Below are 22237 nucleotides of genomic sequence, written 5' to 3' on the forward strand. Positions count from 1 at the left end.
ACTGTATATCTTACAATTTTTACGAATGAAACGCAAAATGCCTGGCCTTGTATAGTAGAAAAATATACTAGCCTACAAAACGCAAGATCCGAAACAATTGAATGGCAAGAGGAGGTGAATACGATGGAACCAGTTCATATCATCTCCATTTTGCTTGGCATTATCGTCGGTGTCGTTGTTGGTTATATGATTCACAAATTCATGACGAAAGCGAAATTGAATGGTGCAAAAGGTTCTGTAGAGCAAATCATTGAAAATGGTAAACGCGAAGCAGAAGCGCTGAAGAAAGAAGCACTACTTGAAGCCAAAGATGAGAATCACAAGCTTCGTTCAGAGATAGAAACTGAACTTCGTGAACGAAGAAATGAATTGCAAAAGCAGGAAAATCGCTTATTGCAGCGAGAGGAAAACCTTGACCGCAAAGATGATACGCTAAATAAGCGTGAGTCGATGCTGGAACGCAAGGAAAATACCTTGCACGAACGACAACAACATATTGAAGAGATGGAAAGCAAAGTGGACGAGATGGTTCGTAAGCAAGACCTTGAACTTGAGCGCATTTCCGGCTTAACCCGAGAGGAAGCAAAGAGCATTATTCTAGACCAAGTGGAGAAGGAATTAGCTCAGGATATTGCGATCATGGTCAAGGAGCAGGAGCATCGTGCAAAAGAAGAATCCGACAAAAAAGCAAGAGAGCTTCTTTCGTTGGCGATTCAGCGCTGTGCGGCTGATCACGTGGCAGAGACCACAGTATCTGTCGTTAATTTGCCTAATGATGAGATGAAAGGTCGCATCATTGGACGAGAAGGGCGCAACATCCGGACACTTGAAACGCTGACAGGCATTGATTTAATTATTGATGATACACCTGAAGCAGTGATCCTTTCCGGTTTCGATCCTATTCGACGTGAAACGGCCCGAATTGCCCTTGAAAAATTGGTGCAGGATGGACGTATTCATCCAGCTCGTATTGAGGAAATGGTGGATAAAGCACGGCGTGAAGTGGATGAGTACATCCGCGAAATAGGGGAACAAACTACATTTGATGTAGGTGTACATGGCTTACATCCTGATTTAATCAAAATCCTAGGTCGTTTACGCTACCGTACAAGCTACGGTCAAAACGTCTTAAAGCACTCCACAGAGGTTGCTTATCTTGCAGGGTTGCTTGCTGCTGAGCTCGGAGAAGACCAGACACTGGCAAAACGTGCAGGACTTCTTCACGATATTGGAAAAGCAATTGACCATGAAGTAGAAGGAAGTCATGTGGAGATTGGTGTGGAACTAGCTACAAAATATAAGGAGCACCCTGTTGTTATAAACAGTATTGCTTCCCATCATGGTGATTACGAGCCTACGTCTATTATTGCTGTGCTTGTAGCAGCAGCAGATGCTCTATCTGCTGCACGTCCAGGAGCTCGCAGTGAAACGCTTGAGAATTATATTCGTCGTCTGGAGCGTCTGGAAGAGATTTCAGAGTCCTACGATGGAGTTGAGAAATCTTTCGCCATTCAAGCAGGACGTGAAATTCGTATTATGGTTAAACCAGAACAAATTGATGATTTAACGGCTCATCGATTGGCACGCGATATTCGCAAACGAATCGAAGAAGAGCTTGATTATCCTGGTCATATAAAAGTAACTGTTATTCGTGAAACACGGGCAGTCGAATACGCAAAATAGCAAAAAGGCGATGTGGAAACCTTCACGTCGCCTTTTTCTTTTCTGCTTAAACATATGATACACTAAATGAGAAAAATGCAGTCGTAGAAAGGAATATATATGAAACTATTATTTATTGGGGATGTTGTCGGCTCGATGGGTCGAGAAATGGTGGAGGAGTTTGTTCCTAAGCTTAAAGAGCAGCATCAACCGGATTTAACGATCATTAATGGAGAAAATGCAGCTTCAGGGCGTGGAATTACAGAAAATATTTATCGGCAGCTTGAAGATGCAGGAGCTGATGTGATCACGATGGGTAACCATACTTGGGATAATCGTGATATTTTTCAATTCATTGACAAAGCATCAAACATAGTTCGCCCAGCAAATTTTCCGCAAGGTACACCGGGAAAAGGAATGGTGATGATCCAGGCGGGAAGTTTTGAGGTTGCTGTAATCAATTTATTAGGTAGAACCTTCATGAATCCAATTGATGATCCATTTCCAGTTGTTAAAAAGTTAGTGGATGAGGCAAAACGTCATACACCTTTTATCTTTGTTGATTTCCATGGGGAAGCAACAAGTGAGAAGCAGGCAATGGGATGGTTTTTAGATGGAAAAGTATCAGCCGTTGTAGGGACACATACACATGTGCAAACAGCGGATGAAAGGATCTTACCTAAAGGAACAGCCTACCAATCAGATGTTGGGATGACAGGCCCATACGATGAAATTCTAGGGATGGAAAAAGAAGCAGTCATCAAACGTTTTGTGACAAGTCTTCCAGTCCGTTTTGAAGTACCTAAAACAGGTCGAAAACAATTAAGTGGTTGTGTGATCGAGCTAGACCGAAAAACAGGCAAGGCTTTATCGATTAAACGTATTTTAATTAACGAAGACCTTCCATTCCGGTTAAAATAACAAATTTACTTGCCTCCGCTGCATAGTATCCCTTTCTGATGAATATAGTGAAGGGAAGTCATCACATCCATGGTGTGGTAGTTGATGTTAATGAGGAGGTACATGATGGACGTCCTGAAAGTATCATCACGATCAAATCCAAATTCAGTAGCCGGTGCACTTGCCGGTGTATTACGAGAAAGAGGAATGGTGGAAGTACAAGCGATTGGAGCTGGGGCGCTCAATCAAGCAGTAAAGGCTGTAGCAATTGCCAGAGGGTTTGTCGCTCCAGGGGGTGTTGATCTCATATGTATCCCTGCGTTTACGGATATTAAAATTGATGGAGAAGAACGCACCGCGATGAAATTGATTATTGAGCCGAGGTAAAAAGAACAGGCAGTGGGAAAGGTAGCACATGATTCATGTGTGATACCTCTTCTCCGCCTGTTTTTTGTGATGAAGGCGGTTTAAACAAAGTAAGCTCATTATCAGTGGCGAAGAGGCAGAATTCTCCGACTAATGACTGATTTTGTATTTTTATTCATTGAATAGGCTAGTGAGCGCTACCTAAGCGTGGTAAAATAAACAATATTAAAAGCGATTACAGTTATTAAAGGAGTGTTATGGATGATCAGTCAGCTTTCTTGGAAGGTCGGAGGACAGCAGGGGGAAGGAATCGAAAGTACAGGAGAAATCTTCTCTATGGCCATGAATCGTTTAGGCTATTATTTGTACGGGTATCGTCATTTTTCCTCGCGCATTAAAGGTGGACATACGAATAATAAAATTCGAGTGAGTACAAAACAAATTCGCTCTGTCTCCGATGACCTAGACATATTAGTAGCATTTGATCAGGAAACGATCGATGTGAATTATCAAGAGCTGCATAATAATGGGATCATTATTGCCGATGCAAAATTTAAACCTGTAAATCCTGATGATTCACGAGCTGGACTATATATCGTACCCTTTACAGAAGCAGCAGCTGAGCTTGGGACTTCTCTGATGAAGAATATGGTGGCAGTTGGTGCGACATGTGTCATCATGAATTTGCCGATTTCTGTATTTCGAGATGTAGTAGAGGAGATTTTTGGGCGAAAAGGGGCTATGGTTGTCGAAAAGAATATGGAAGCGATTCAAAAAGGCTACGAGCTTATGACTGAGCTGTTAGGTGATAAAGCGGGTAGCTTGGAGCTAGATCAGGCAGATGGCAAACAGCGTATGTTTATGATCGGAAATGATGCGATTGCACTTGGTGCGTTAGCTGGAGGCGCTCGTTTTATGCCTGCGTACCCGATCACTCCTGCTTCTGAAATTATGGAGTATTTAATTAAAAAACTGCCGGCAGTTGGCGGCACAGTTATACAGACAGAGGATGAAATAGCAGCAGCAACTATGGCGATTGGATCAAACTACGCCGGAGTTCGAGCGCTCACAGCATCAGCAGGACCTGGACTATCGTTGATGATGGAGGCAATTGGGCTGTCTGGAATGACAGAACAGCCGCTTGTCATTGTTGATACACAACGAGGCGGTCCATCTACAGGCTTGCCAACAAAGCAGGAGCAATCAGATTTGATGCAAATGATTTATGGGACGCACGGAGAAATTCCGAAAATTGTACTTGCCCCAAGTACAGCAGAGGAAGCATTTTACGATACAATTGAAGCATTTAATCTGGCAGAAGAATACCAGTGCCCGGTTATTATTCTATCAGATCTGCAGCTTTCTCTTGGGAAACAGACGGTTGAACCGCTTGATCACTCCAAAATTAATATAAAGCGTGGGAAGCTAGTAAAGAATGAACAGGAGTTAGCGGAACTAGAATCAAAGGAATACTTCAAGCGCTACGAAGTTACAGAGGATGGTATTTCACCGCGCGTGCTGCCAGGAACGAAAAACGGAATCCATCACGTAACAGGGGTAGAGCATGATGAGACCGGTAAGCCATCTGAATCTGCCTTAAACCGTCAAATGCAAATGGACAAGCGTATGCGAAAGCTCGATAGCGTAAAACTCTCTAATGCGATTGATGCAGCGAATGCGCTGCATGAGGAAGCAGACTTGCTGTTAGTTGGGTTTAACTCGACACGCGGTGTATTGGAAGAAGCGCTGACAAGACTCGAAGAAGAAGGATTAAAAGTAAACCATGCACATGTACGACTTCTTCATCCCTTCCCAACAGGAGAGCTTTCTCCTTTAATGGAAAAAGCAAAGCACGTAGCCGTAGTAGAACACAATGCTACTGGTCAACTGGCTAGCATTATTAAAATGAATGTAGGTATGCCCCAAAAAATTCATAGTGTTAAAAAGTATGATGGCAACCCATTTCTGCCACACGAGATTCACACTATTTGCAAGGAGCTGGTCTAAATGGTCACGTTTAAAGACTTCCGTAATAATGTTAAACCCAATTGGTGTCCAGGGTGTGGAGATTTTTCTGTTCAGGCTGCCATTCAGCGTGCATCAGCGAACGTTGGTTTGATTCCAGAAGAGCTTGCTGTCATCTCAGGAATCGGCTGTTCTGGCCGTATTTCAGGCTATATTAATTCATACGGATTCCACAGTATTCATGGACGTGCATTGCCGCTTGCTCAAGGCGTAAAAATGGCGAACCGTGAGCTAACGGTCATTGCTTCAGGTGGAGACGGGGACGGTTTTGCAATCGGCCTTGGCCACACCATTCATGCAATTCGCCGAAATATTGATATCACCTATATAGTCATGGATAATCAAATCTATGGTTTAACAAAGGGACAAACGTCTCCGCGTTCAGCTGCAGGCTTTAAAACAAAATCAACACCACAAGGATCCATTGAACCGTCATTGGCTCCGATGGAAATGGCGCTCACTGCAGGCGGAACCTTTGTTGCGCAAAGCTTCTCAACAGATTTAAAAGAGCTGACTGCACTAATTGAAGCAGGATTAAAGCATAAAGGCTTCTCATTAATTAATGTATTCAGCCCATGCGTCACTTACAATAAAGTAAATACATATGACTGGTTCAAAGAAAATTTAACGAAGCTGTCTGATATTGAAGGCTATGATCCGCATAATCGTGAACAGGCGATGAGCACGTTAATGCAGCATGATGGTCTTGTTACAGGGTTGATCTATCAAAATACTGAACAACCTTCTTATCAAGAGCTTGTAACCGGTTATAAAAAAGAAGCATTGAGCAAGCAGGATCTCGGGATGGATCAGGAAGATTTTGATCGTCTCGTTAAGGAATTTATGTAAATATTGAACGCACATCCACAAAAAGGATGTGCGTTTTCATATGTGGCAAAAACTGACGAATTAGCGACAAACAGTGCATTCCTATTGTATAAGAAACGTCTTGCCTTTATACTAATAGAACGTGTGGAATCGTTTATACTCCACTCATCTTATTGAATATACAGTATAAAATAGACTTAAACATAGCCGGTGTCGGTTTGATTGATAGAAAGGGGATTTTTCCATGAACGAAGAGCAGCGTCTAGCAGGCCAAGCCATATCTAAGACATCTGCCAAAGGCAAAACAGATAAGGATTATAGCCAATATTTTCAAACGGTCTATAGCCCGCCATCTTTAAAAGATGCGAAAAAACGAGGTAAAGAAGAAGTTAATTACCATGATGACTTTAAAATTGACCCTGCTTTCGCAGAAATGGGTAAAGGCCGCAAATTTTACATTCGCACATACGGATGCCAAATGAACGAGCATGATACAGAGGTTATGGCAGGTATTTTCCTGCAGCTTGGCTATGAGCCTACCGACTCTACAGCTGACGCGGATGTTATTTTACTGAATACATGTGCGATTCGTGAGAATGCTGAAAACAAAGTATTCGGTGAGATTGGCCATTTAAAGCCACTTAAACTAGAACGTCCTGATCTATTGATCGGGGTATGCGGGTGTATGTCACAGGAAGAGTCTGTTGTAAATAAGATTTTGAAAACGCATCAGCATATTGATATGATTTTTGGTACACATAATATTCACCGTCTACCAAATATTTTAAACGAAGCCTATATGAGCAAGGAAATGGTCGTTGAGGTCTGGTCTAAAGAAGGGGATGTCATTGAAAACCTTCCTAAAGTCCGAAAGGGTGCAATCAAGGGCTGGGTAAATATTATGTACGGCTGCGATAAGTTCTGTACATACTGCATTGTTCCTTACACACGAGGTAAAGAACGCAGCCGCAGACCAGAAGAAATTATTCAAGAGGTTCGTCATTTAGCCTCTCAAGGGTATAAAGAAATTACGCTTCTTGGTCAAAACGTAAACGCGTACGGAAAAGATTTTACAGACATGACATATGGTTTAGGCCAATTGATGGATGAGCTTCGCAAAATTGATATTCCTCGTATCCGTTTTACGACAAGCCATCCGCGTGATTTTGATGATCATCTTATTGAAGTACTGGCGAAACAAGGGAATCTTGTTGAGCATATACATTTGCCAGTACAGCACGGATCTTCAGAAATTTTAAAACTGATGGCTCGTAAATATACACGTGAGCACTTCCTTACCCTTGTTGACAAAATTCGTGCAGCCATCCCGAATGCTGTGCTGACTACGGATATTATTGTGGGCTTTCCTAATGAAACAGAAGAGCAGTTTAAAGAAACACTTTCTTTATACAATGAGGTTGGTTTTGAAACGGCGTTTACGTATATTTATTCTCCACGTGAAGGCACGCCAGCCGCGAAAATGGAAGACAATGTACCAATGGATGTTAAAAAAGATCGACTGCAGCGTCTAAATATGCTCGTTAATGACATGTCTGCAGCAGCACTCAAGAAATTGGAAGGCCAAATTGTTGAAGTGCTGGTTGAAGGAGAAAGTAAAAAGAATCCTCATGTGCTTGCAGGATATACACGTACAAGCAAGCTTGTGAATTTCGTAGCACCAAAAGAAGTAATTGGTAAGCTAGTATTAGTAAAAATAACGGATGCAAAGACATGGAGCCTGAATGGCGAAATGATCGAAATCGTAGAAACGGCTGAGGTGAATGTATAATGGAAAAGACGTATACAAAAACAGATATTATTGAAAAAGCAAAAGAACTTGCAATGATGATTACAACAACAGAAGAAGTCGACTTTTTTAAGCGTGCAGAAGCACAAATTCAAGAAAATCAAAAGATCCGCGAAAAAATTGCAAGTTTGCGCAGCTTACAAAAGCAAGCTGTTAATTTTCAGCACTACAATAAGCAAGAAGCATTAAAAATGATTGAAAAAAAGATTGAAAAAGTTGAAAATGAAATTGATGAGATTCCAATTGTACAGGAATTCAAGCAGTCACAAATTGAAGTGAATGAACTCCTTCAAATGATAGCCAATACAGTTTCTAATACCGTTACCGATGAAATTATTCGTCAAACAGGCGGAGATATTTTAAGAGGTGAAACTGGTGCCGCAGTTAATAAGGGCAGCAACAGCAGCTGCTCTTAATCATGAATGACCCCTTTTATTAAGCGAGAGCGAAATTCCTCGGAAGCTGCTTTTGCTTGATTATGGGGTCTTTTTTATTCTGCAAATTATCTAAAAAAAGTTTGAAAATTGACAATGATCAAAAATTTTGATAAAAATAGTATAAGCGCCTTAAATACATTTTATTTTTTACGAAATGAAAGCGATTACAAAAAGGAGACAGTTTTCTAAGTTTTTAGTTGTCCATATCAGTAGAACAGCTATATTTAGTGAAAACGGTTTATGTAATTCTTAATTCTAAAAAGTTTAGGGGGGAAATATTCATGACGTATGCATTTCCAAACAGCGAAGGTTCAATTGTACAATTTAAAGAGAAGTATGGTAACTACATTGGGGGAGAATGGGTTCCGCCTGTAAAGGGTGATTATTTTGATAATCCATCTCCTGTAACTGGAAAAGTGTTTACTCAAATACCGCGTTCAACGGAAGAGGATATTGAAAAAGCTTTGGATGCTGCCCATGCAGCAAAAGATGCATGGGGTAAAACCTCTGTTGCAGAACGTTCTCGTATATTAAATCAAATTGCTGATCGGATAGAAGAAAATCTTGAACTGCTGGCTGTAGCCGAAACGTGGGAAAACGGCAAGGCTGTTCGTGAGACGTTAAATGCGGATTTGCCCCTTGCAGTTGATCACTTCCGATATTTTGCAGGGGTTATCCGTGCTCAAGAAGGAAGCCTAAGTCAGATTGATGAAGATACTGTAGCCTATCACTATCATGAACCACTAGGGGTTGTTGGACAAATTATTCCTTGGAATTTCCCAATTCTTATGGGTGTTTGGAAGCTGGCACCTGCTTTAGCAGCAGGAAACTGTGTGGTGCTGAAGCCTGCTGAGCAAACACCAACTTCAATATTGGTGTTGATGGAGCTCATTGAGGACCTTCTGCCGCCGGGTGTAATTAATATTGTAAACGGTTTTGGACTTGAGGCTGGCAAGCCGCTTGCTTCAAGTGACCGAATTAATAAAATTGCATTTACAGGGGAAACAACTACAGGCCGGTTAATCATGCAATATGCTTCTCAAAACTTAATTCCGGTTACGCTGGAGCTTGGCGGTAAATCGCCGAATATCTTTTTCTCAGATGTGATGGATGAAGATGATGATTTTCTTGATAAAGCAGTAGAAGGACTTGTCATGTTTGCATTAAACCAAGGGGAAGTATGTACATGCCCATCTCGTGCGATTGTCCATGAGTCCATATACGACCGCTTTATGGAAAGAGTCATCGAGCGAGTAAATGCGATTCAAACCGGTAATCCGCTTGATCCAAACTCCATGATGGGGGCTCAAGCATCAATGGAACAGATGGAAAAAATCCAATCCTACCTTCAAATCGGGAAGGATGAAGGAGCAGAGGTTCTTACTGGTGGTGAGGTGAATAAACTAGAAGGAGATCTTGAAGGCGGTTATTACATTCAGCCAACCATCTTTAAAGGGCACAATAAAATGAGAATTTTCCAAGAAGAAATTTTTGGACCAGTACTATCTGTAACGACATTCAAGACAGACGAAGAGGCGCTTGAAATTGCCAATGATACGCTTTATGGTCTTGGAGCAGGTGTATGGACAAGAAATATTAACACAGCTTATCGCTTTGGCCGAGGTATTCAAGCTGGCCGTGTATGGACAAACTGTTATCACCAGTATCCAGCACACGCTGCATTTGGCGGATACAAAATGTCTGGTATTGGCCGTGAAAACCACAAAATGATGCTTGAACACTATCAGCAAACGAAGAATCTACTTGTAAGCTACAGTCCTAAGAAACTTGGGTTCTTCTAAAATTAAAGCTATGTTAAAGTCCATTGTTGATTTTTACACAGCATTGATTGTAGCGGAAAGCGAGCGGCTGCGTGCTGCAATCAACAGACACATTTAACAAAGCAAAAATGAAAAAAAAGGAATGGTGGAAAACATGGTGGAACGCGTGGTTGCAACTGATGAGACGCTGAGGTTACTGGAGCTCTTAAAGGAAAAGCACGGTCCCTTGCTTTTCCATCAGTCTGGAGGATGCTGTGATGGCAGCTCACCGATGTGCTACCCGGAAGGTGACCTAATGATCGGGAAGCAAGACATTAAGCTTGGTGAAATCGGGGGCAGTGCTTTCTATATGAATAAAAAACAATTTGATTACTGGAAGCATACCCAGCTGATCATTGATGTAGTAGAAGGCAGAGGAGGCATGTTTTCTGTAGAAGGTGTAGAAGGAAAACGATTTTTAACTCGTTCACGCGCTTTTACGAAGGAAGAAAACGAAGAGCTGAAGAACACAGTGGACAGTGCTTAATCTTGAAGGAATAAAAAATGAGACCAAGCCGCAAATAACGGTTTGGTCTTTTCCATTTATATAAGGTAATAATTGAAAGTGATCCAAAACATAATGCTGTTTATGGTAAAATTTACATATGTATTTCAACGAAGCAGGGAATGTGGAATACAGATCCTGCTTCATCACGTTTTTATGAAAAAGACAGTTTTATAAACATTACAGAAGATGAGAAAAGCTTTTTTTGATAACCATTCTACACAAGAAGAGGACAAGCAAGGGAGGCTAAGGCGTTGAAGAAAAAAGATGACTTCAGCAGTGTAAACTATACTGATGACCATTTGCATGTTGACAATCGGGTAGATGAATTCACTCTCTTTAGTGAAGGAATTGCGTGGGTTAGACAAGACCGCACAATGGCTTTATTTTTTAATGATTTTTTGATGATCAGGTGCTTCAAGCATTTTTCAAGGACGAAAAAGATGTTTATGATGAATGTAAAGGGATTTTTTATGGGAATGTTAAAACGGATGAGGAAGACTATACGTTGTTTCGTACGTGGGTTGATGAGGTCTTGGATCTATATCGGAAAAAAATCTTATAACAAGAGATTGAAAGGAGATCTTAATGAAAAAATATTTTCTGGAAGAATGGATGATTGACATTGATTCAACGAAAGGATTGCGTGCCATCGCAAATAGCAACGAATTAATTGTGCTGGATGAAGAAAATGATACGGTTGCATATGTTGCGTTACTCGAAAACCATAATATTCGTGTGGATAAAATCGCATGGAACTGCCAGTATGAATTTGTTTTAAATGAAAACACCATTTTTATTACGCTTCGTGAGCTGGAAGATTAGTGGATGACAGAAAATTGATAACGGGACCTTGAACTTCTGAGGTCCTTTTTTATTTTTAAATTTTATACTGAAGGCTGCGCACCTCAGCACTATAACGAAGGTTTTTCAATTTTCTGGTGCAGCTACCTATTAATTATAGTAAACTATTTAGGGATTCGAAATATTGGTTAACAGGAGACTCGAATGATCAAGTGGTTTCAGGAAAATTCAAGAACAGTAAGATCCTATAATAAAAATATAAAAATGTTTATGCTGGCCAATGTGTTTATTCAAATTGGTCTTGGCATGTTTATGGTTATTTATAATTTTTATATACGTGAGCTTGGCTATGATGAATCGGTAAATGGTCAGGTCATATCGATGATGTCACTTGCCACAGCATTGGTGCTCTTACCAGCTGGCCTTTTAAGCGACCGTATCGGGCGGAAAAAAATCATGATTATTGGTGCAGCCATTACAGCAGCTACACTATTTTATCGCAGCTTCGCGGTAATGGGTGAGGCCCTTATTTATGGTGCGTTTGCCACGGGTTTTTTTGTTGCGCTCATTCAGGTGACGGGAATTCCTTGGCTTGCGGAAAATTCTACGAAGAAAGAACGGGTTAATTTATTCAGTATCCATTTTTCCTTAATGACAGGCTCTCAGGTTGTAGGCAGTATGCTTGGGGGAGGCTTGACAGATTTATTTTATATCGTTTTTCAATTTTCCGCTCTAGATAGCGTAAGATGGGCGCTCGTTATTGGAAGCATTTTTTTTACGATTGGAATCATGCCTTTATTTATGACGAAGGAACTTCCAAAATCAACTCGTGGAAAAGATTTAAAAATACCAAGAAATGTAAAGGTCTTGAAAGAGGAAACGAAACGAAATATTATTTTGATTTTCCTGTTTGCAGCAGCACAGTTATTAATCGGCTTTGGATCAGGTCTTGTGATTCCATATTTAAATCTTTATTTTGCAGACCGGTTTGATGCATCGACTGCTTATGTAGGATTCATTATTTCAGGCGGTCAGGCAATGACGGCGGTGGCGATCCTGATTGGACCGTGGGTTGTAAAACAGCTGGGGGAAGTAAAAGCGGTATTCGTTCTTCAAATGCTGTCACTGCCATTTTTATTACTAACTGCATATACAGAATCTTTGCTGCTTGCTTCGGTCGGATTTTTGTTTAGACAGGCATTGATGAATGCAGGAAACCCGATCCAGGCATCACTAGTGATGGATCTTGTTGGGGATCGTTTTAAAGGCCTCGCGAATTCCATTAACCAGATGGTCTTTAATATAGGTTGGGCAACGATGGGACCTGTATCGACTGGACTGGTGCTTATATATGGCAGTTATTGGGGCTATGCCTGGATATTTACCGTAACAGCAGGGCTATATTTAATTTCTTCTGCTTATTTTCTCATCACCTTTACAATTATAATGAAGAAACGAAAAAATCTTGATAAATAAATAAAGAGCCTCCTTAGGTTTTCGCACATTGTGCAGGTGTCCTGCATAGGATAAAAAGAAATGAAAGGAGGCCGCATGAATGTCGGAGTACAGAGAAATTATTACAAAGTCCGTCGTGGCCAAGGGCCGAAAATTCACGCAATCCCATCACAGTGTACAACCAACTAACCGTCCAACGAGCATACTGGGCTGCTGGATTATTAACCACAAATATGATGCAAAGAAGATTGGCAAGAAGGTTGAGATCACGGGTACATTCGATATGAATATCTGGTATTCGCACCACGATAATACGAAAACATCTGTTGTGCTGGAAAGTGTGCCGTACAAGGATGTCATTAAGCTAAAATATCGTGATCCCGATTGCCATGATGACAATGAAATCATTGCTCGAGTGCTGCAGCAGCCAAATTGTTTAGAAGCATCTATTTCTGAAAATGGTCACAAAGTTACGGTACAGGTAGAGCGGGAATTTATGGTAGAGTGTGTTGGTGAAACAAAAATGTGTGTCATTTTTCATCGTGACGGTGTTGAAGACGATTGGGATGATGGAATCGATGATGATGAGTTCGACGACATTAAGACAGATTTTCTTGACCGCAAAGAATCCTCAAGCCATTAGACCGGGGGGTTGTGCCCGGTTTTTTTCTATGAAGTAAATATAAAAAGAAACGACCATGGCTGTTTTACCATAGACATGGTCGTTTTCATTTTTTTACTCTGCGTCAGCCAGTTTAAAAACAGCTTGTTTAATGTCATGATTGATCCGATGAACGAAAATTTCCTTTTCATTCGTTTCATCCGCTAAATCCTCTACAAATTAAGTCCCTAAAAAATAGCCGAGGCGGTTAAATCCAAAATATTTTCCTCGGGATAGCAAGTTTATATAATCATATCAATTTCCTATACGTGAAACTGTTATATATGTCATTTTCAGTAAAAATGTTTTATGAAGCTTTTCTCGTGTTACATAGTAAGTAAATAGGAGAGGGGAATGAACGGCATGTGGATCACTGGTTTAATCTTCATTATCTTCATCATGTTTGTTGTTGCATTTGGTGTGCTGACGATTGTCCATTATTATATTAAAAAACGTCTGTTTCCAATCGTGAGACCCTATATGGCCATTGTCTTAGGGCTGCTAACTGGTTTATTTATTCTGCTAATGACGGGATTATGGTCTTCAGGATTAGCCTATAGCTTTAGCCTTGCTGGGATTTTGGTTTCTTTTTTAGCCTATTGGACGTCAAATAAATTATATCAAGCACCAGTTGAGTAGATTCCTTTTTAGAAATGGCAAAGATTCTGTATCTGAAATAAGTGCTCCTATATGCTATACTAATCACATAATGATTGATACAGGAACGGAGAGGTTTTGCCGGATATGAAGACTTATACACCAATGATTCAGCAATATTTAAAGATCAAGGCGGAGGTACCTGACGCCTTTTTATTTTTCCGTCTCGGCGATTTTTATGAGATGTTTTTTGATGATGCGCTAAAAGCATCACGGGAGCTTGAAATCACGCTTACCGCACGTGATGGGGGTGTGGAAGAAAAAATTCCGATGTGTGGTGTTCCTTATCATTCAGCAGCAGGCTATATTGAACAGCTGATCGATAAAGGGTTTAAGGTTGCAATTTGTGAACAAACGGAGGATCCAACCCATGCAAAAGGAATTGTTAAACGAGAAATTGTGCAAATGATTACACCTGGAACGGTGATGGATTCTAGAAGTTTAGAAGAAAAAGAGAACCATTACCTAGCGGCTGTGACCGGATTTGATGATGATACCTACAGTATGGCTCATCTTGACCTGTCAACCGGTGAATCGAAGGTGACGATTCTATCTAGTAAAGACGAAGCCATTCATGAACTGGTGACGATTCAAGCACGTGAAGTCGTACTTGCAAGTGATGCAGACGAAAGCTTCGTCAAAGTGCTTAGCGATCGTGGAATTCGTTCCATTTCCTACATGGACGATACAACCGTTGAATCAACTTTTTCAACGATTCTTTCGGAACTTAAGCAGGACAAGCTTCAACTTTCAATGGCCCGCTTGCTTCATTATGTGCAAAATACGCAAAAGAGATCGCTTGATCATTTGCAGCAGGCAAGTGCATACCAAGTAGATGCGTTTCTTCGAATGGATCCAAATTCAAAAAGAAATCTTGAGCTGACTGAAACGATACGTGGAAACAGTAAAAAAGGTTCCCTTGTTTGGCTGCTGGATGAGACGATTACCGCGATGGGCGCCAGAATGATGCGTAGATGGATTGATCGTCCGCTCATTAATCAAAAGCAAATCGAGGAACGCCATAGTATCGTTGAAGTGCTAATAGATCGTTATTTTGAACGGGCCGAGCTGCGGGAGCGATTAAAGGAAGTGTACGATCTTGAAAGGCTTGCTGGGCGTGTTGCGTTTGGAAATGTCAACCCTCGAGACCTCGTCCAACTGAAAAAATCACTGCAGCAAGTGCCAGCCATTAAAGAGACACTGCTCTCCATGAATGACCAAAAAATAACAGAGGATGCGAAGAAGCTAGATCCATGCAGTGATATAGCTGATCGGCTTGAAGCGGCCATCATTGAGCAGGCACCGCTTGTCATTAAAGATGGCAACTTTATTAAGGACTGCTTTAATGAAGAACTGGATCAATATCGTGATGCGAGCCGTAATGGTAAAAAATGGATTGCTGAGCTTGAACAAAAAGAACGGGAAAAAACCGGCATCCGTTCATTAAAAATTGGGTACAACCGCGTATTTGGCTATTATATTGAAGTGACAAAATCCAATTTGCATGCATTGCCAGAAGGGATGTATGACCGAAAACAAACGTTAACGAATGCTGAACGCTTTATCACACCTGAGCTAAAGGAAAAAGAGTCCCTTATTCTTCAGGCAGAGGAACGGTCGATCGACCTTGAATATTCACTTTTTCAAGGTTTGCGTGAAGAAATAAAGCAGGAGATACCGCGGCTCCAGAAGCTTGCTCAGGAAATTAGCAGGCTTGATGTGCTGCAGTGCTTTGCGACAATTAGTGAGGAACGTCATTATTCAAAGCCAGCATTTAATCATGAACGGATCATTCATATTTCAGAAGGCCGCCACCCTGTCGTTGAAAAGGTAATGGATTCACAGGAATATGTTCCGAATGATTGTCAAATGGATGAAAGCTGTGAAATGCTTTTAATTACAGGACCGAATATGTCCGGTAAAAGTACGTATATGCGCCAGGTCGCATTGACATCCATCCTTGCACAAATTGGCTGTTTTGTTCCTGCAGCTAATGCCAATTTGCCAATTTTTGACCGCATCTTTACACGTATTGGGGCTGCAGATGACTTGGTGTCAGGGCAGAGTACGTTTATGGTTGAAATGCTTGAAGCACGTCATGCTATTGCACATGCGACTCAAAATAGCCTGGTGCTGTTTGATGAAATTGGACGAGGGACATCGACCTATGATGGAATGGCACTAGCACAAGCGATTATTGAATATGTGCACGACCGGATAGGAGCGAAGACTCTCTTCTCCACACATTATCATGAATTAACAAGCCTGGATCAAGAGCTTTCAAAGCTTGCCAATGTGCATGTTTCTGCAGTCGAGCAAAACGGGCATGTTGTGTTCTTGCATAAAATTAAAGAAGGGCCAGCAGATAAAAGCTATGGAATTCATGTCGCTCAGCTTGCAGATCTTCCGAAAGCATTAATTGGCCGTGCGAATGAAATTTTAGTTGGGCTTGAATCAGGCTACCAGCGGATTGAACCAGCTGTAGAGCTAAAAAATAAAGAACTAGCGTCTACGATTAATGAAGAAGCTAGTATAGGGCAGCTGTCATTATTTGGCGAAGAGCTTCAACCAAAGAAAAGCAAAAAAGCAGATGCGCTTTATCGTGAAATGGCGAAAATCAATGTGATGGAAATGACGCCAATGGAAGCGATGAATGAGCTTTATCGATTACAAAAGCTTGCAAAATCAATGAACGAATCAAAATAAACGAGTATGAGCGAGGTGAACACGATGGGGAAAATTCGTCAGCTGAGTGAAGCGTTATCGAATAAAATTGCAGCGGGTGAGGTGGTTGAACGACCAGCATCTGTAGTAAAGGAATTAATTGAAAATGCGGTTGATGCAAATGCCACTATCGTTGAAATTGAGCTTGAGGAAGCAGGACTTTCGAGCATACGAGTAATGGATAATGGAAATGGAATGGAAACTGATGATGTCAAAACTGCATTTTTACGTCATGCTACAAGTAAAATTCAGGATGAGCATGATTTGTTTCGTATTCGCACACTCGGATTTCGCGGGGAAGCCCTGCCGAGTATTGCTTCTGTTTCCCATATTGATTTAACAACCTCAACAGGGGATGCGGGGTCACATCTCGTCTTGCATGGCGGCGAGGTCAAGCGATATGAACCAGCAGCGGCAAGAAGAGGGACTGATATTAAAGTAACTGATTTGTTTTACAATACACCAGCCAGGCTAAAGTATTTAAAAACAATTAACACGGAACTTGGTAATGTGACGGATATTGTCAACCGGCTTGCACTATCGCATCCTGAAGTCTCTTTTCGGTTAAAGCACAATCAGCGCCTTCTTTTGCAAACAAATGGAAAAGGTGACGTCCGCCAAGTGCTTGCCGCAATTTACGGAATGAATCTGGCAAAAACGATGATTCCATTTCAAAAAGAAACACTGGATTTTCATGTTTCAGGGTATGCTTCGCTGCCTGAAGTAACGCGTGCTTCTAGAAACTATCTTTCTATCATGATCAATGGTCGATTTATTAGAAATTATGCAATTGGCCGCGCCATTCAGGAGGGATATCACACACTTTTGCCAATCGGACGATATCCAGTTGTGCTTTTATCGATTACAATGGACCCCATTTTAGTGGATGTGAACGTCCATCCATCTAAGCAGGAGGTGCGGTTCAGCAAGGAGCAGGAGCTGACAAAGCTTATTACAGAAGCATTAAGGGATGCATTTCGCGCTCGCGTATTGATTCCAAGCTCCGAACCCAAGAAAAAGGAACGAGTTCAATTACCTTCCGAACAAACTGAGCTTAGCTTTGGTGAGTCTTCTGTGAAGGAAAAAAACCGTGCGAGTGCTTCCTATAAGGAAGCACTTTTGCCTCCAGACAAAATGAAGACACTATATGAACCGCCAACAGAAATGAGAGAAACACCTCCTGCTGAATGGAATCAGCAAGAGATAACAGAGGCTTTGCCGGCTTTTGAGGAGGCAGAGTCTCCATTCCTAGAGCAGGAGTTTGAGAGAAGAGAGCAGTCAGAGGATCAGCTGATCGAACAAAAGGCTGAACCGGAGTCCCGTGTACCAATGATATACGCAATTGGACAAATGCACGGAACGTATATACTAGCGCAAAATGATCGTGGTTTATATATTGTTGATCAGCATGCTGCACAGGAACGCATTAAATATGAATTTTTCCGAGAAAAAGTTGGACAGGTTGAACCCGAGCTTCAAGAGCTGCTCATGCCAATGACGCTCGATTTTTCGACAGATGATTATATTAAGATTCAGGAGCACCGGTCCTCACTTGAAGAGGTAGGGGTATTTCTTGAAGAGTTCGGACTTAACAGTTTTATTGTAAGGTCTTATCCAACCTGGTTTCCAAAGGATGAGGAAAAGGATATAATTGAAGATATGATCGAGCAGGTGCTTGATATGAAAAAAGTTGATGTGGCAAAACTTCGGGAAGAAGCTGCCATTCTAATGAGCTGTAAGCGATCGATTAAAGCAAATCACTATTTGCGCCTGGATGATATGCAGCAGCTGCTGAACGAACTTCGTACCACAGAAGATCCTTTTACATGCCCGCATGGCCGGCCAATTATTGTGCATTACACTGCTTATGAGCTGGAGAAAATGTTTAAGCGGGTGATGTAGCACCTTAGCAATTTAATTTATAGCACCGAATGAGCGTTTATCGTTCATTTGGTGCTTTTTTGCGTGAAACAATTTGAAAACGAAAAAAGTGTATATGTAACTATTTATTGTGATTAGAACATGCGTTCTGTATAATGGAGAAAAAGGTTAAGAAGAAGCTGTTTCACAAACTAGTCTACAGCCCTGTTGTTAAAGTTGTTTATATGTCAAAAGATTCCGGGACCAGTCACAAGAGGATGATTGTGTTTGAGGTTGGTGAAGAGTATATTCATGATTCCTGTTATTTGAGAGCAGCGCAAAGGACATTTGTATACAGCCTATGCTTTAGCTACTGTGCTTGTAGTAAAAAAGAAGCAGATTATTGAAATTAATTAGTAAAATACAAGAAAAACCGAACAATATCTTTAGAGAATAAGATATTCCTCAATGTATTATTGTAGACGTCAAGTCGAATTTTACACTTTTTGCTTGCTTGCACTTTACACTTTACTGGAAGTTAGAGTAGGCACTTTGTCACTTTACTTGGAGCCTCTGCGGGCAAGAGATCGAGCCAAGAAGCCATGCCTCCCAAGGGATATGGCTCAGCCAACAAGGCTATCATGCCCGCCTCTCCAAATAAAGTGCACATCTTTTCTGGTAATGAAGTGTAAAGCTCTATTAAGCAAAATGTGTAAAGTTTTTATGAGCGTTTACATGTATAGTAGTGAAATATATTTATTGCGATTTTCCACAACATACAATTGCTTAATTCAAGATAAATTTGTAAACTATTAATAGTATGAAAGTAATGCTTCTTTTATCTTTTAATCGAAAAGGCAAACTAGTTGAAAAGCTGGGACGCAAAGTCAACAGATCTAAGGTGGCATCACTAAGATGGCTGGACTGCCGAGAATACTATTTAGGAAGTATTTGAGGGAGGAATTTTAGTTGATTTCTAAAGAATTGGACCAAGAATGGATTAATTTGATTGAAGAAGCGATTAATTCTGGGGTTACGATAAAAGAAATTCAGGACTTTATAAATATGAATAGAAAAAAATAATTCAGTTTGTAAAGCTGAAAACATTGCTTTGTTACACAACCGAATGAAAAACACCCCTATTTCCAGAAATAGAGGTGTTTTTCATTCATGTTATCGTTAAAAGTACGATTTATATGAGAGTTGCAACAAGTCTCCGTTTTCATCACCCATGTTTAAGGGTATGGAATTATTGTTCATACTAAAAAAGATGATGTAACTGGCCTGCAAATGAGCGAAACAATGTACGTTATAATGTGGAAATGGGGTGAATGTGTGAAAAAAGAGATCAGTGAAATTAACTATTTAGGAAAAGAGATTCTTTTTGATGAAGCCATACTCTATGCTGGTGAAGAAGGTGGAAAAAAAACGTATATGCTCTCAATAAGCAAGCCTTCCTCCATTCCAAACATCGCCACATCATTGGAGGCTAATATTACAGTTACAAATAATCTAGAAGACCTTCCCTCATCACTTACCTTTAAGGTTCTTACCTCCGAAGGAGAAAAAGCTGAGTTAGTGGCTACTCTTGCATCGGAAACGAAGGATAAATCTATCTATTTAGTGGACGGCTCACCATTTCAATGAAAGTAACACAAAATGACATCTCTTTTGAGGTGTTTTTTTGTGCTTAGGGATCTGTATTCATCATGACGATATTGAAAAGAATAATTAAATATCAGCAGATGGTAAAAAAACCGTTAAAAAAATCCGTGAAAAGACCGATAGTGTATTAAATTTATTGTTTCGACAAATTCTATTAAAATGCGATAAAATATATTGGTTATTAAATAAAACATCTAAACAGGTGCACATTATAAGCAATGGCATACATTATAGATAACAATATCGAATGGAACATAAAATGTGGGGTGAAAAAATGAAGCTGATGACAGACAAAGTTGAACCAGAAATAGATAAAATGACCTCAAATGCTGTATGCAAAAGCTGCAATGGCAACGGTCTATTAATAACAGGATCAGATCAACAGTACTGTTTAACCTGTAATGGAACAGGGCAAATGTACGTTTCCATCTGATGAAATGTAATGAAACGAAAATCCCATTCTAGTAAGCTCCCCTTCTAACATAATAGGAGGGGAGCTTTCAGTTTTGTCCGGGCTTCAGAATAAACAGCAACAATCAATTTTAGTTAATTAGGTGGTTTGAAATACGGCTGGATTTATGGTCTTCATTTTTTGATTCTTATGAACTGGGATCAGTTTATCGATTTTTGTTTAAAGCTTCCTATTGAAAATATACGAGTGCTGCTTGACAGGTTACACGACAGCCTAAGGTATTTTTTGAAAAGTAATGAAAAGAATGATTGATTTTAAAGAGAAATTACGTATACTTAACTATATAAATGATAATGAAACTCAATATCATTTATATCTCAAATGCTTATATAAAATAAAAGCTATGTTAAAGTTTATTGTTGATTTTTGCAAAGCGTAGTTTGGAGCGGAAGACGTGAGAATCCCTTGGAAAAAGCGAGTGCAGGCTTATGATGCGCCCACGGAAAGCAAATGTCTGCGCACTGCAATCATCAGACACATTTAACAAAGCCAAAATAAAAAATGAAAGACAAGGAGTGGTTATCTTGTGGAAACTCCAAACTGATAATATGTCTATTTGCTATGGTGCCAAAGATGTAGTTACGAAAATTAATTTAACGATTCCTGCTGAAAAAATAACCGCAATTGTAGGTCCTAATGGATCTGGAAAATCAACCATTCTACGAGCCATATCAAGAATGATTCCAGCAAGGGAAGGAAATGTATTTATAAACGGAGAAAATCTCCTAACAATTCCAGATGTTGAATTTGCTAAAAATCTCTCCATTCTTTCGCAATCCCCAGATTACGTTTCAGGTTTGACGACTCGCGAATTAATTTCTTACGGGAGATTGCCTAGAAAAAAAGGATTTGGCAAGCTTGAACATATGGATGTACAAGCCGTTGAATGGGCCCTTGATGTGACGAACATGAAGAGTTTAGCTGACGTGGCTTTTGAGGAATTGTCCGATGGTCAACGACAAAAAGCGTGGATTGCAGTAACCATCGCGCAGGATGCTTCTATTTTAATACTGGATGAACCTATGACTTATTTAGATTTGCAGCAACAACTCGAAGTGATGAAACTGATGGAAAGATTAAACAAGGAGTTTGATAAAACAATTGTGATGGCGCTGCATGACCTCAATCAAGCTGCTAGATTTGCTGACAAAATAATTGCAATTAAGGAGGGAAGCATTTTGGCTGAAGGAAGCCCAGCAGATGTACTTAGAGCTGAGACATTATGCCGCTTATACGGAATTGAAGCAACTGTTGATATGGATCCTAAAATAGGGAAGCTAGTATGTTATACATATTAATAAATACAAGATGAAAAATAATTTGGATAATTTTTGTGAAATAAGTGCTTAGAGGTGGTTACCCGTAATTGACGCAATCTATGCCTATACAATTCTTTAAAGCTGCATGTAGCTCCATGCGGCTTTTTCTAATGGAGAAATAGTAAACCATAAAATGAAATAGATTGATTTTTTTCAACAAAAAAGGTTTAATTGTTTATAATTGATGCAACGAAAGACAATAAGAGGAATTTTATGTAAAAATTAGTAAAGTCATTCCTGTTGAATTTAAGTCTGTGAAAACGTAAAGGA

Annotated in this window: 19 protein-coding genes and 1 riboswitch; all 19 genes read left to right on the top strand. The window is 40.3% G+C overall.

The window, feature by feature from the left end; genetic code table 11:
- The first annotated feature begins 123 nt into the window (after positions 1-123).
- The 19 genes from rny to KP78_RS11825 all read left to right on the top strand — a co-directional run bounded on the left by rny (position 124) and on the right by KP78_RS11825 (position 21946).
- On the top strand, positions 124-1683 hold the full coding sequence (gene rny, locus KP78_RS11740; protein WP_041089185.1) for a ribonuclease Y: 1560 nt from the start codon (positions 124-126) through the stop codon (positions 1681-1683).
- A gap of 99 nt (positions 1684-1782) precedes the next feature.
- Positions 1783-2583, top strand: coding sequence for a TIGR00282 family metallophosphoesterase (locus KP78_RS11745; protein WP_041089188.1), 801 nt, complete (start codon positions 1783-1785; stop codon positions 2581-2583).
- A 105-nt stretch (positions 2584-2688) separates the two neighbouring features.
- The gene (locus KP78_RS11750; protein WP_041089189.1) at positions 2689-2949 is read left to right on the top strand and encodes a stage V sporulation protein S; all 261 of its coding nucleotides are present in this window, start codon (positions 2689-2691) and stop codon (positions 2947-2949) included.
- A 240-nt stretch (positions 2950-3189) separates the two neighbouring features.
- Positions 3190-4935: a 2-oxoacid:acceptor oxidoreductase subunit alpha gene (locus tag KP78_RS11755; protein ID WP_041089191.1), complete on the top strand. Its 1746-nt coding sequence runs from the start codon at positions 3190-3192 to the stop codon at positions 4933-4935.
- On the top strand, positions 4936-5802 hold the full coding sequence (locus KP78_RS11760) for a 2-oxoacid:ferredoxin oxidoreductase subunit beta (RefSeq protein ID WP_041089193.1): 867 nt from the start codon (positions 4936-4938) through the stop codon (positions 5800-5802).
- 223 nt (positions 5803-6025) lie between these two features.
- The gene (gene miaB / locus KP78_RS11765) at positions 6026-7570 is read left to right on the top strand and encodes a tRNA (N6-isopentenyl adenosine(37)-C2)-methylthiotransferase MiaB (RefSeq protein ID WP_041089195.1); all 1545 of its coding nucleotides are present in this window, start codon (positions 6026-6028) and stop codon (positions 7568-7570) included.
- A complete protein-coding gene (locus KP78_RS11770) occupies positions 7570-8004 on the top strand; it encodes a YlbF/YmcA family competence regulator (protein WP_041089197.1) in 435 nt (144 codons plus the stop codon). The genes miaB and KP78_RS11770 overlap by 1 nt, the downstream gene beginning before the upstream one ends.
- A 302-nt stretch (positions 8005-8306) precedes the next feature.
- The gene (gene adh, locus KP78_RS11775) at positions 8307-9827 is read left to right on the top strand and encodes an aldehyde dehydrogenase (RefSeq protein WP_041089199.1); all 1521 of its coding nucleotides are present in this window, start codon (positions 8307-8309) and stop codon (positions 9825-9827) included.
- 133 nt (positions 9828-9960) lie between these two features.
- Complete coding sequence (locus tag KP78_RS11780) at positions 9961-10332, top strand: DUF779 domain-containing protein (protein ID WP_041089201.1); 372 nt, start codon at positions 9961-9963, stop codon at positions 10330-10332.
- A gap of 606 nt (positions 10333-10938) precedes the next feature.
- Positions 10939-11175, top strand: a complete 237-nt coding sequence (locus tag KP78_RS11790) for a hypothetical protein (RefSeq protein WP_041089205.1) — start codon at positions 10939-10941, stop codon at positions 11173-11175.
- 183 nt (positions 11176-11358) lie between these two features.
- A complete protein-coding gene (locus KP78_RS11795) occupies positions 11359-12630 on the top strand; it encodes an MFS transporter (protein ID WP_052474774.1) in 1272 nt (423 codons plus the stop codon).
- Between the two features lie 79 nt (positions 12631-12709).
- Positions 12710-13252 (top strand): outer spore coat protein CotE, encoded by a 543-nt coding sequence (gene cotE / locus KP78_RS11800; RefSeq protein ID WP_041089207.1) that lies wholly within the window; start codon positions 12710-12712, stop codon positions 13250-13252.
- A 372-nt stretch (positions 13253-13624) separates the two neighbouring features.
- On the top strand, positions 13625-13909 hold the full coding sequence (locus tag KP78_RS11805) for a hypothetical protein (RefSeq protein WP_041089209.1): 285 nt from the start codon (positions 13625-13627) through the stop codon (positions 13907-13909).
- A gap of 105 nt (positions 13910-14014) precedes the next feature.
- Complete coding sequence (mutS, locus tag KP78_RS11810) at positions 14015-16633, top strand: DNA mismatch repair protein MutS (RefSeq protein WP_041089210.1); 2619 nt, start codon at positions 14015-14017, stop codon at positions 16631-16633.
- A 24-nt stretch (positions 16634-16657) separates the two neighbouring features.
- Positions 16658-18553, top strand: coding sequence for a DNA mismatch repair endonuclease MutL (gene mutL / locus KP78_RS11815; RefSeq protein ID WP_041089212.1), 1896 nt, complete (start codon positions 16658-16660; stop codon positions 18551-18553).
- 804 nt (positions 18554-19357) lie between these two features.
- Positions 19358-19443: riboswitch (cyclic di-GMP riboswitch) on the top strand.
- Between the two features lie 37 nt (positions 19444-19480).
- Complete coding sequence (locus tag KP78_RS19185) at positions 19481-19594, top strand: anti-repressor SinI family protein (RefSeq protein WP_084219985.1); 114 nt, start codon at positions 19481-19483, stop codon at positions 19592-19594.
- A 207-nt stretch (positions 19595-19801) separates the two neighbouring features.
- Positions 19802-20158 (top strand): hypothetical protein, encoded by a 357-nt coding sequence (locus KP78_RS11820; RefSeq protein WP_157841493.1) that lies wholly within the window; start codon positions 19802-19804, stop codon positions 20156-20158.
- Between the two features lie 265 nt (positions 20159-20423).
- Positions 20424-20609 (top strand): hypothetical protein, encoded by a 186-nt coding sequence (locus KP78_RS20685; protein WP_235420912.1) that lies wholly within the window; start codon positions 20424-20426, stop codon positions 20607-20609.
- 563 nt (positions 20610-21172) lie between these two features.
- Positions 21173-21946, top strand: a complete 774-nt coding sequence (locus KP78_RS11825) for an ABC transporter ATP-binding protein (protein ID WP_084220082.1) — start codon at positions 21173-21175, stop codon at positions 21944-21946.
- Positions 21947-22237: the final 291 nt, after the last annotated feature.

Source organism: Jeotgalibacillus soli (genome assembly GCF_000829435.1).
GTDB lineage: Bacteria > Bacillota > Bacilli > Bacillales > Jeotgalibacillaceae > Jeotgalibacillus > Jeotgalibacillus soli.

Bases quoted from the DNA above. Each gene is read 5' to 3' on its own strand.
- rny (WP_041089185.1), top strand. From the start codon at position 124: ATGGAACCAGTTCATATCATCTCCATTTTGCTTGGCATTATCGTCGGT.
- KP78_RS11745 (WP_041089188.1), top strand. From the start codon at position 1,783: ATGAAACTATTATTTATTGGGGATGTTGTCGGCTCGATGGGTCGAGAA.
- KP78_RS11750 (WP_041089189.1), top strand. From the start codon at position 2,689: ATGGACGTCCTGAAAGTATCATCACGATCAAATCCAAATTCAGTAGCC.
- KP78_RS11755 (WP_041089191.1), top strand. From the start codon at position 3,190: ATGATCAGTCAGCTTTCTTGGAAGGTCGGAGGACAGCAGGGGGAAGGA.
- KP78_RS11760 (WP_041089193.1), top strand. From the start codon at position 4,936: ATGGTCACGTTTAAAGACTTCCGTAATAATGTTAAACCCAATTGGTGT.
- miaB (WP_041089195.1), top strand. From the start codon at position 6,026: ATGAACGAAGAGCAGCGTCTAGCAGGCCAAGCCATATCTAAGACATCT.
- KP78_RS11770 (WP_041089197.1), top strand. From the start codon at position 7,570: ATGGAAAAGACGTATACAAAAACAGATATTATTGAAAAAGCAAAAGAA.
- adh (WP_041089199.1), top strand. From the start codon at position 8,307: ATGACGTATGCATTTCCAAACAGCGAAGGTTCAATTGTACAATTTAAA.
- KP78_RS11780 (WP_041089201.1), top strand. From the start codon at position 9,961: ATGGTGGAACGCGTGGTTGCAACTGATGAGACGCTGAGGTTACTGGAG.
- KP78_RS11790 (WP_041089205.1), top strand. From the start codon at position 10,939: ATGAAAAAATATTTTCTGGAAGAATGGATGATTGACATTGATTCAACG.
- KP78_RS11795 (WP_052474774.1), top strand. From the start codon at position 11,359: ATGATCAAGTGGTTTCAGGAAAATTCAAGAACAGTAAGATCCTATAAT.
- cotE (WP_041089207.1), top strand. From the start codon at position 12,710: ATGTCGGAGTACAGAGAAATTATTACAAAGTCCGTCGTGGCCAAGGGC.
- KP78_RS11805 (WP_041089209.1), top strand. From the start codon at position 13,625: ATGAACGGCATGTGGATCACTGGTTTAATCTTCATTATCTTCATCATG.
- mutS (WP_041089210.1), top strand. From the start codon at position 14,015: ATGAAGACTTATACACCAATGATTCAGCAATATTTAAAGATCAAGGCG.
- mutL (WP_041089212.1), top strand. From the start codon at position 16,658: ATGGGGAAAATTCGTCAGCTGAGTGAAGCGTTATCGAATAAAATTGCA.
- KP78_RS11820 (WP_157841493.1), top strand. From the start codon at position 19,802: ATGAGCGAAACAATGTACGTTATAATGTGGAAATGGGGTGAATGTGTG.
- KP78_RS20685 (WP_235420912.1), top strand. From the start codon at position 20,424: ATGGAACATAAAATGTGGGGTGAAAAAATGAAGCTGATGACAGACAAA.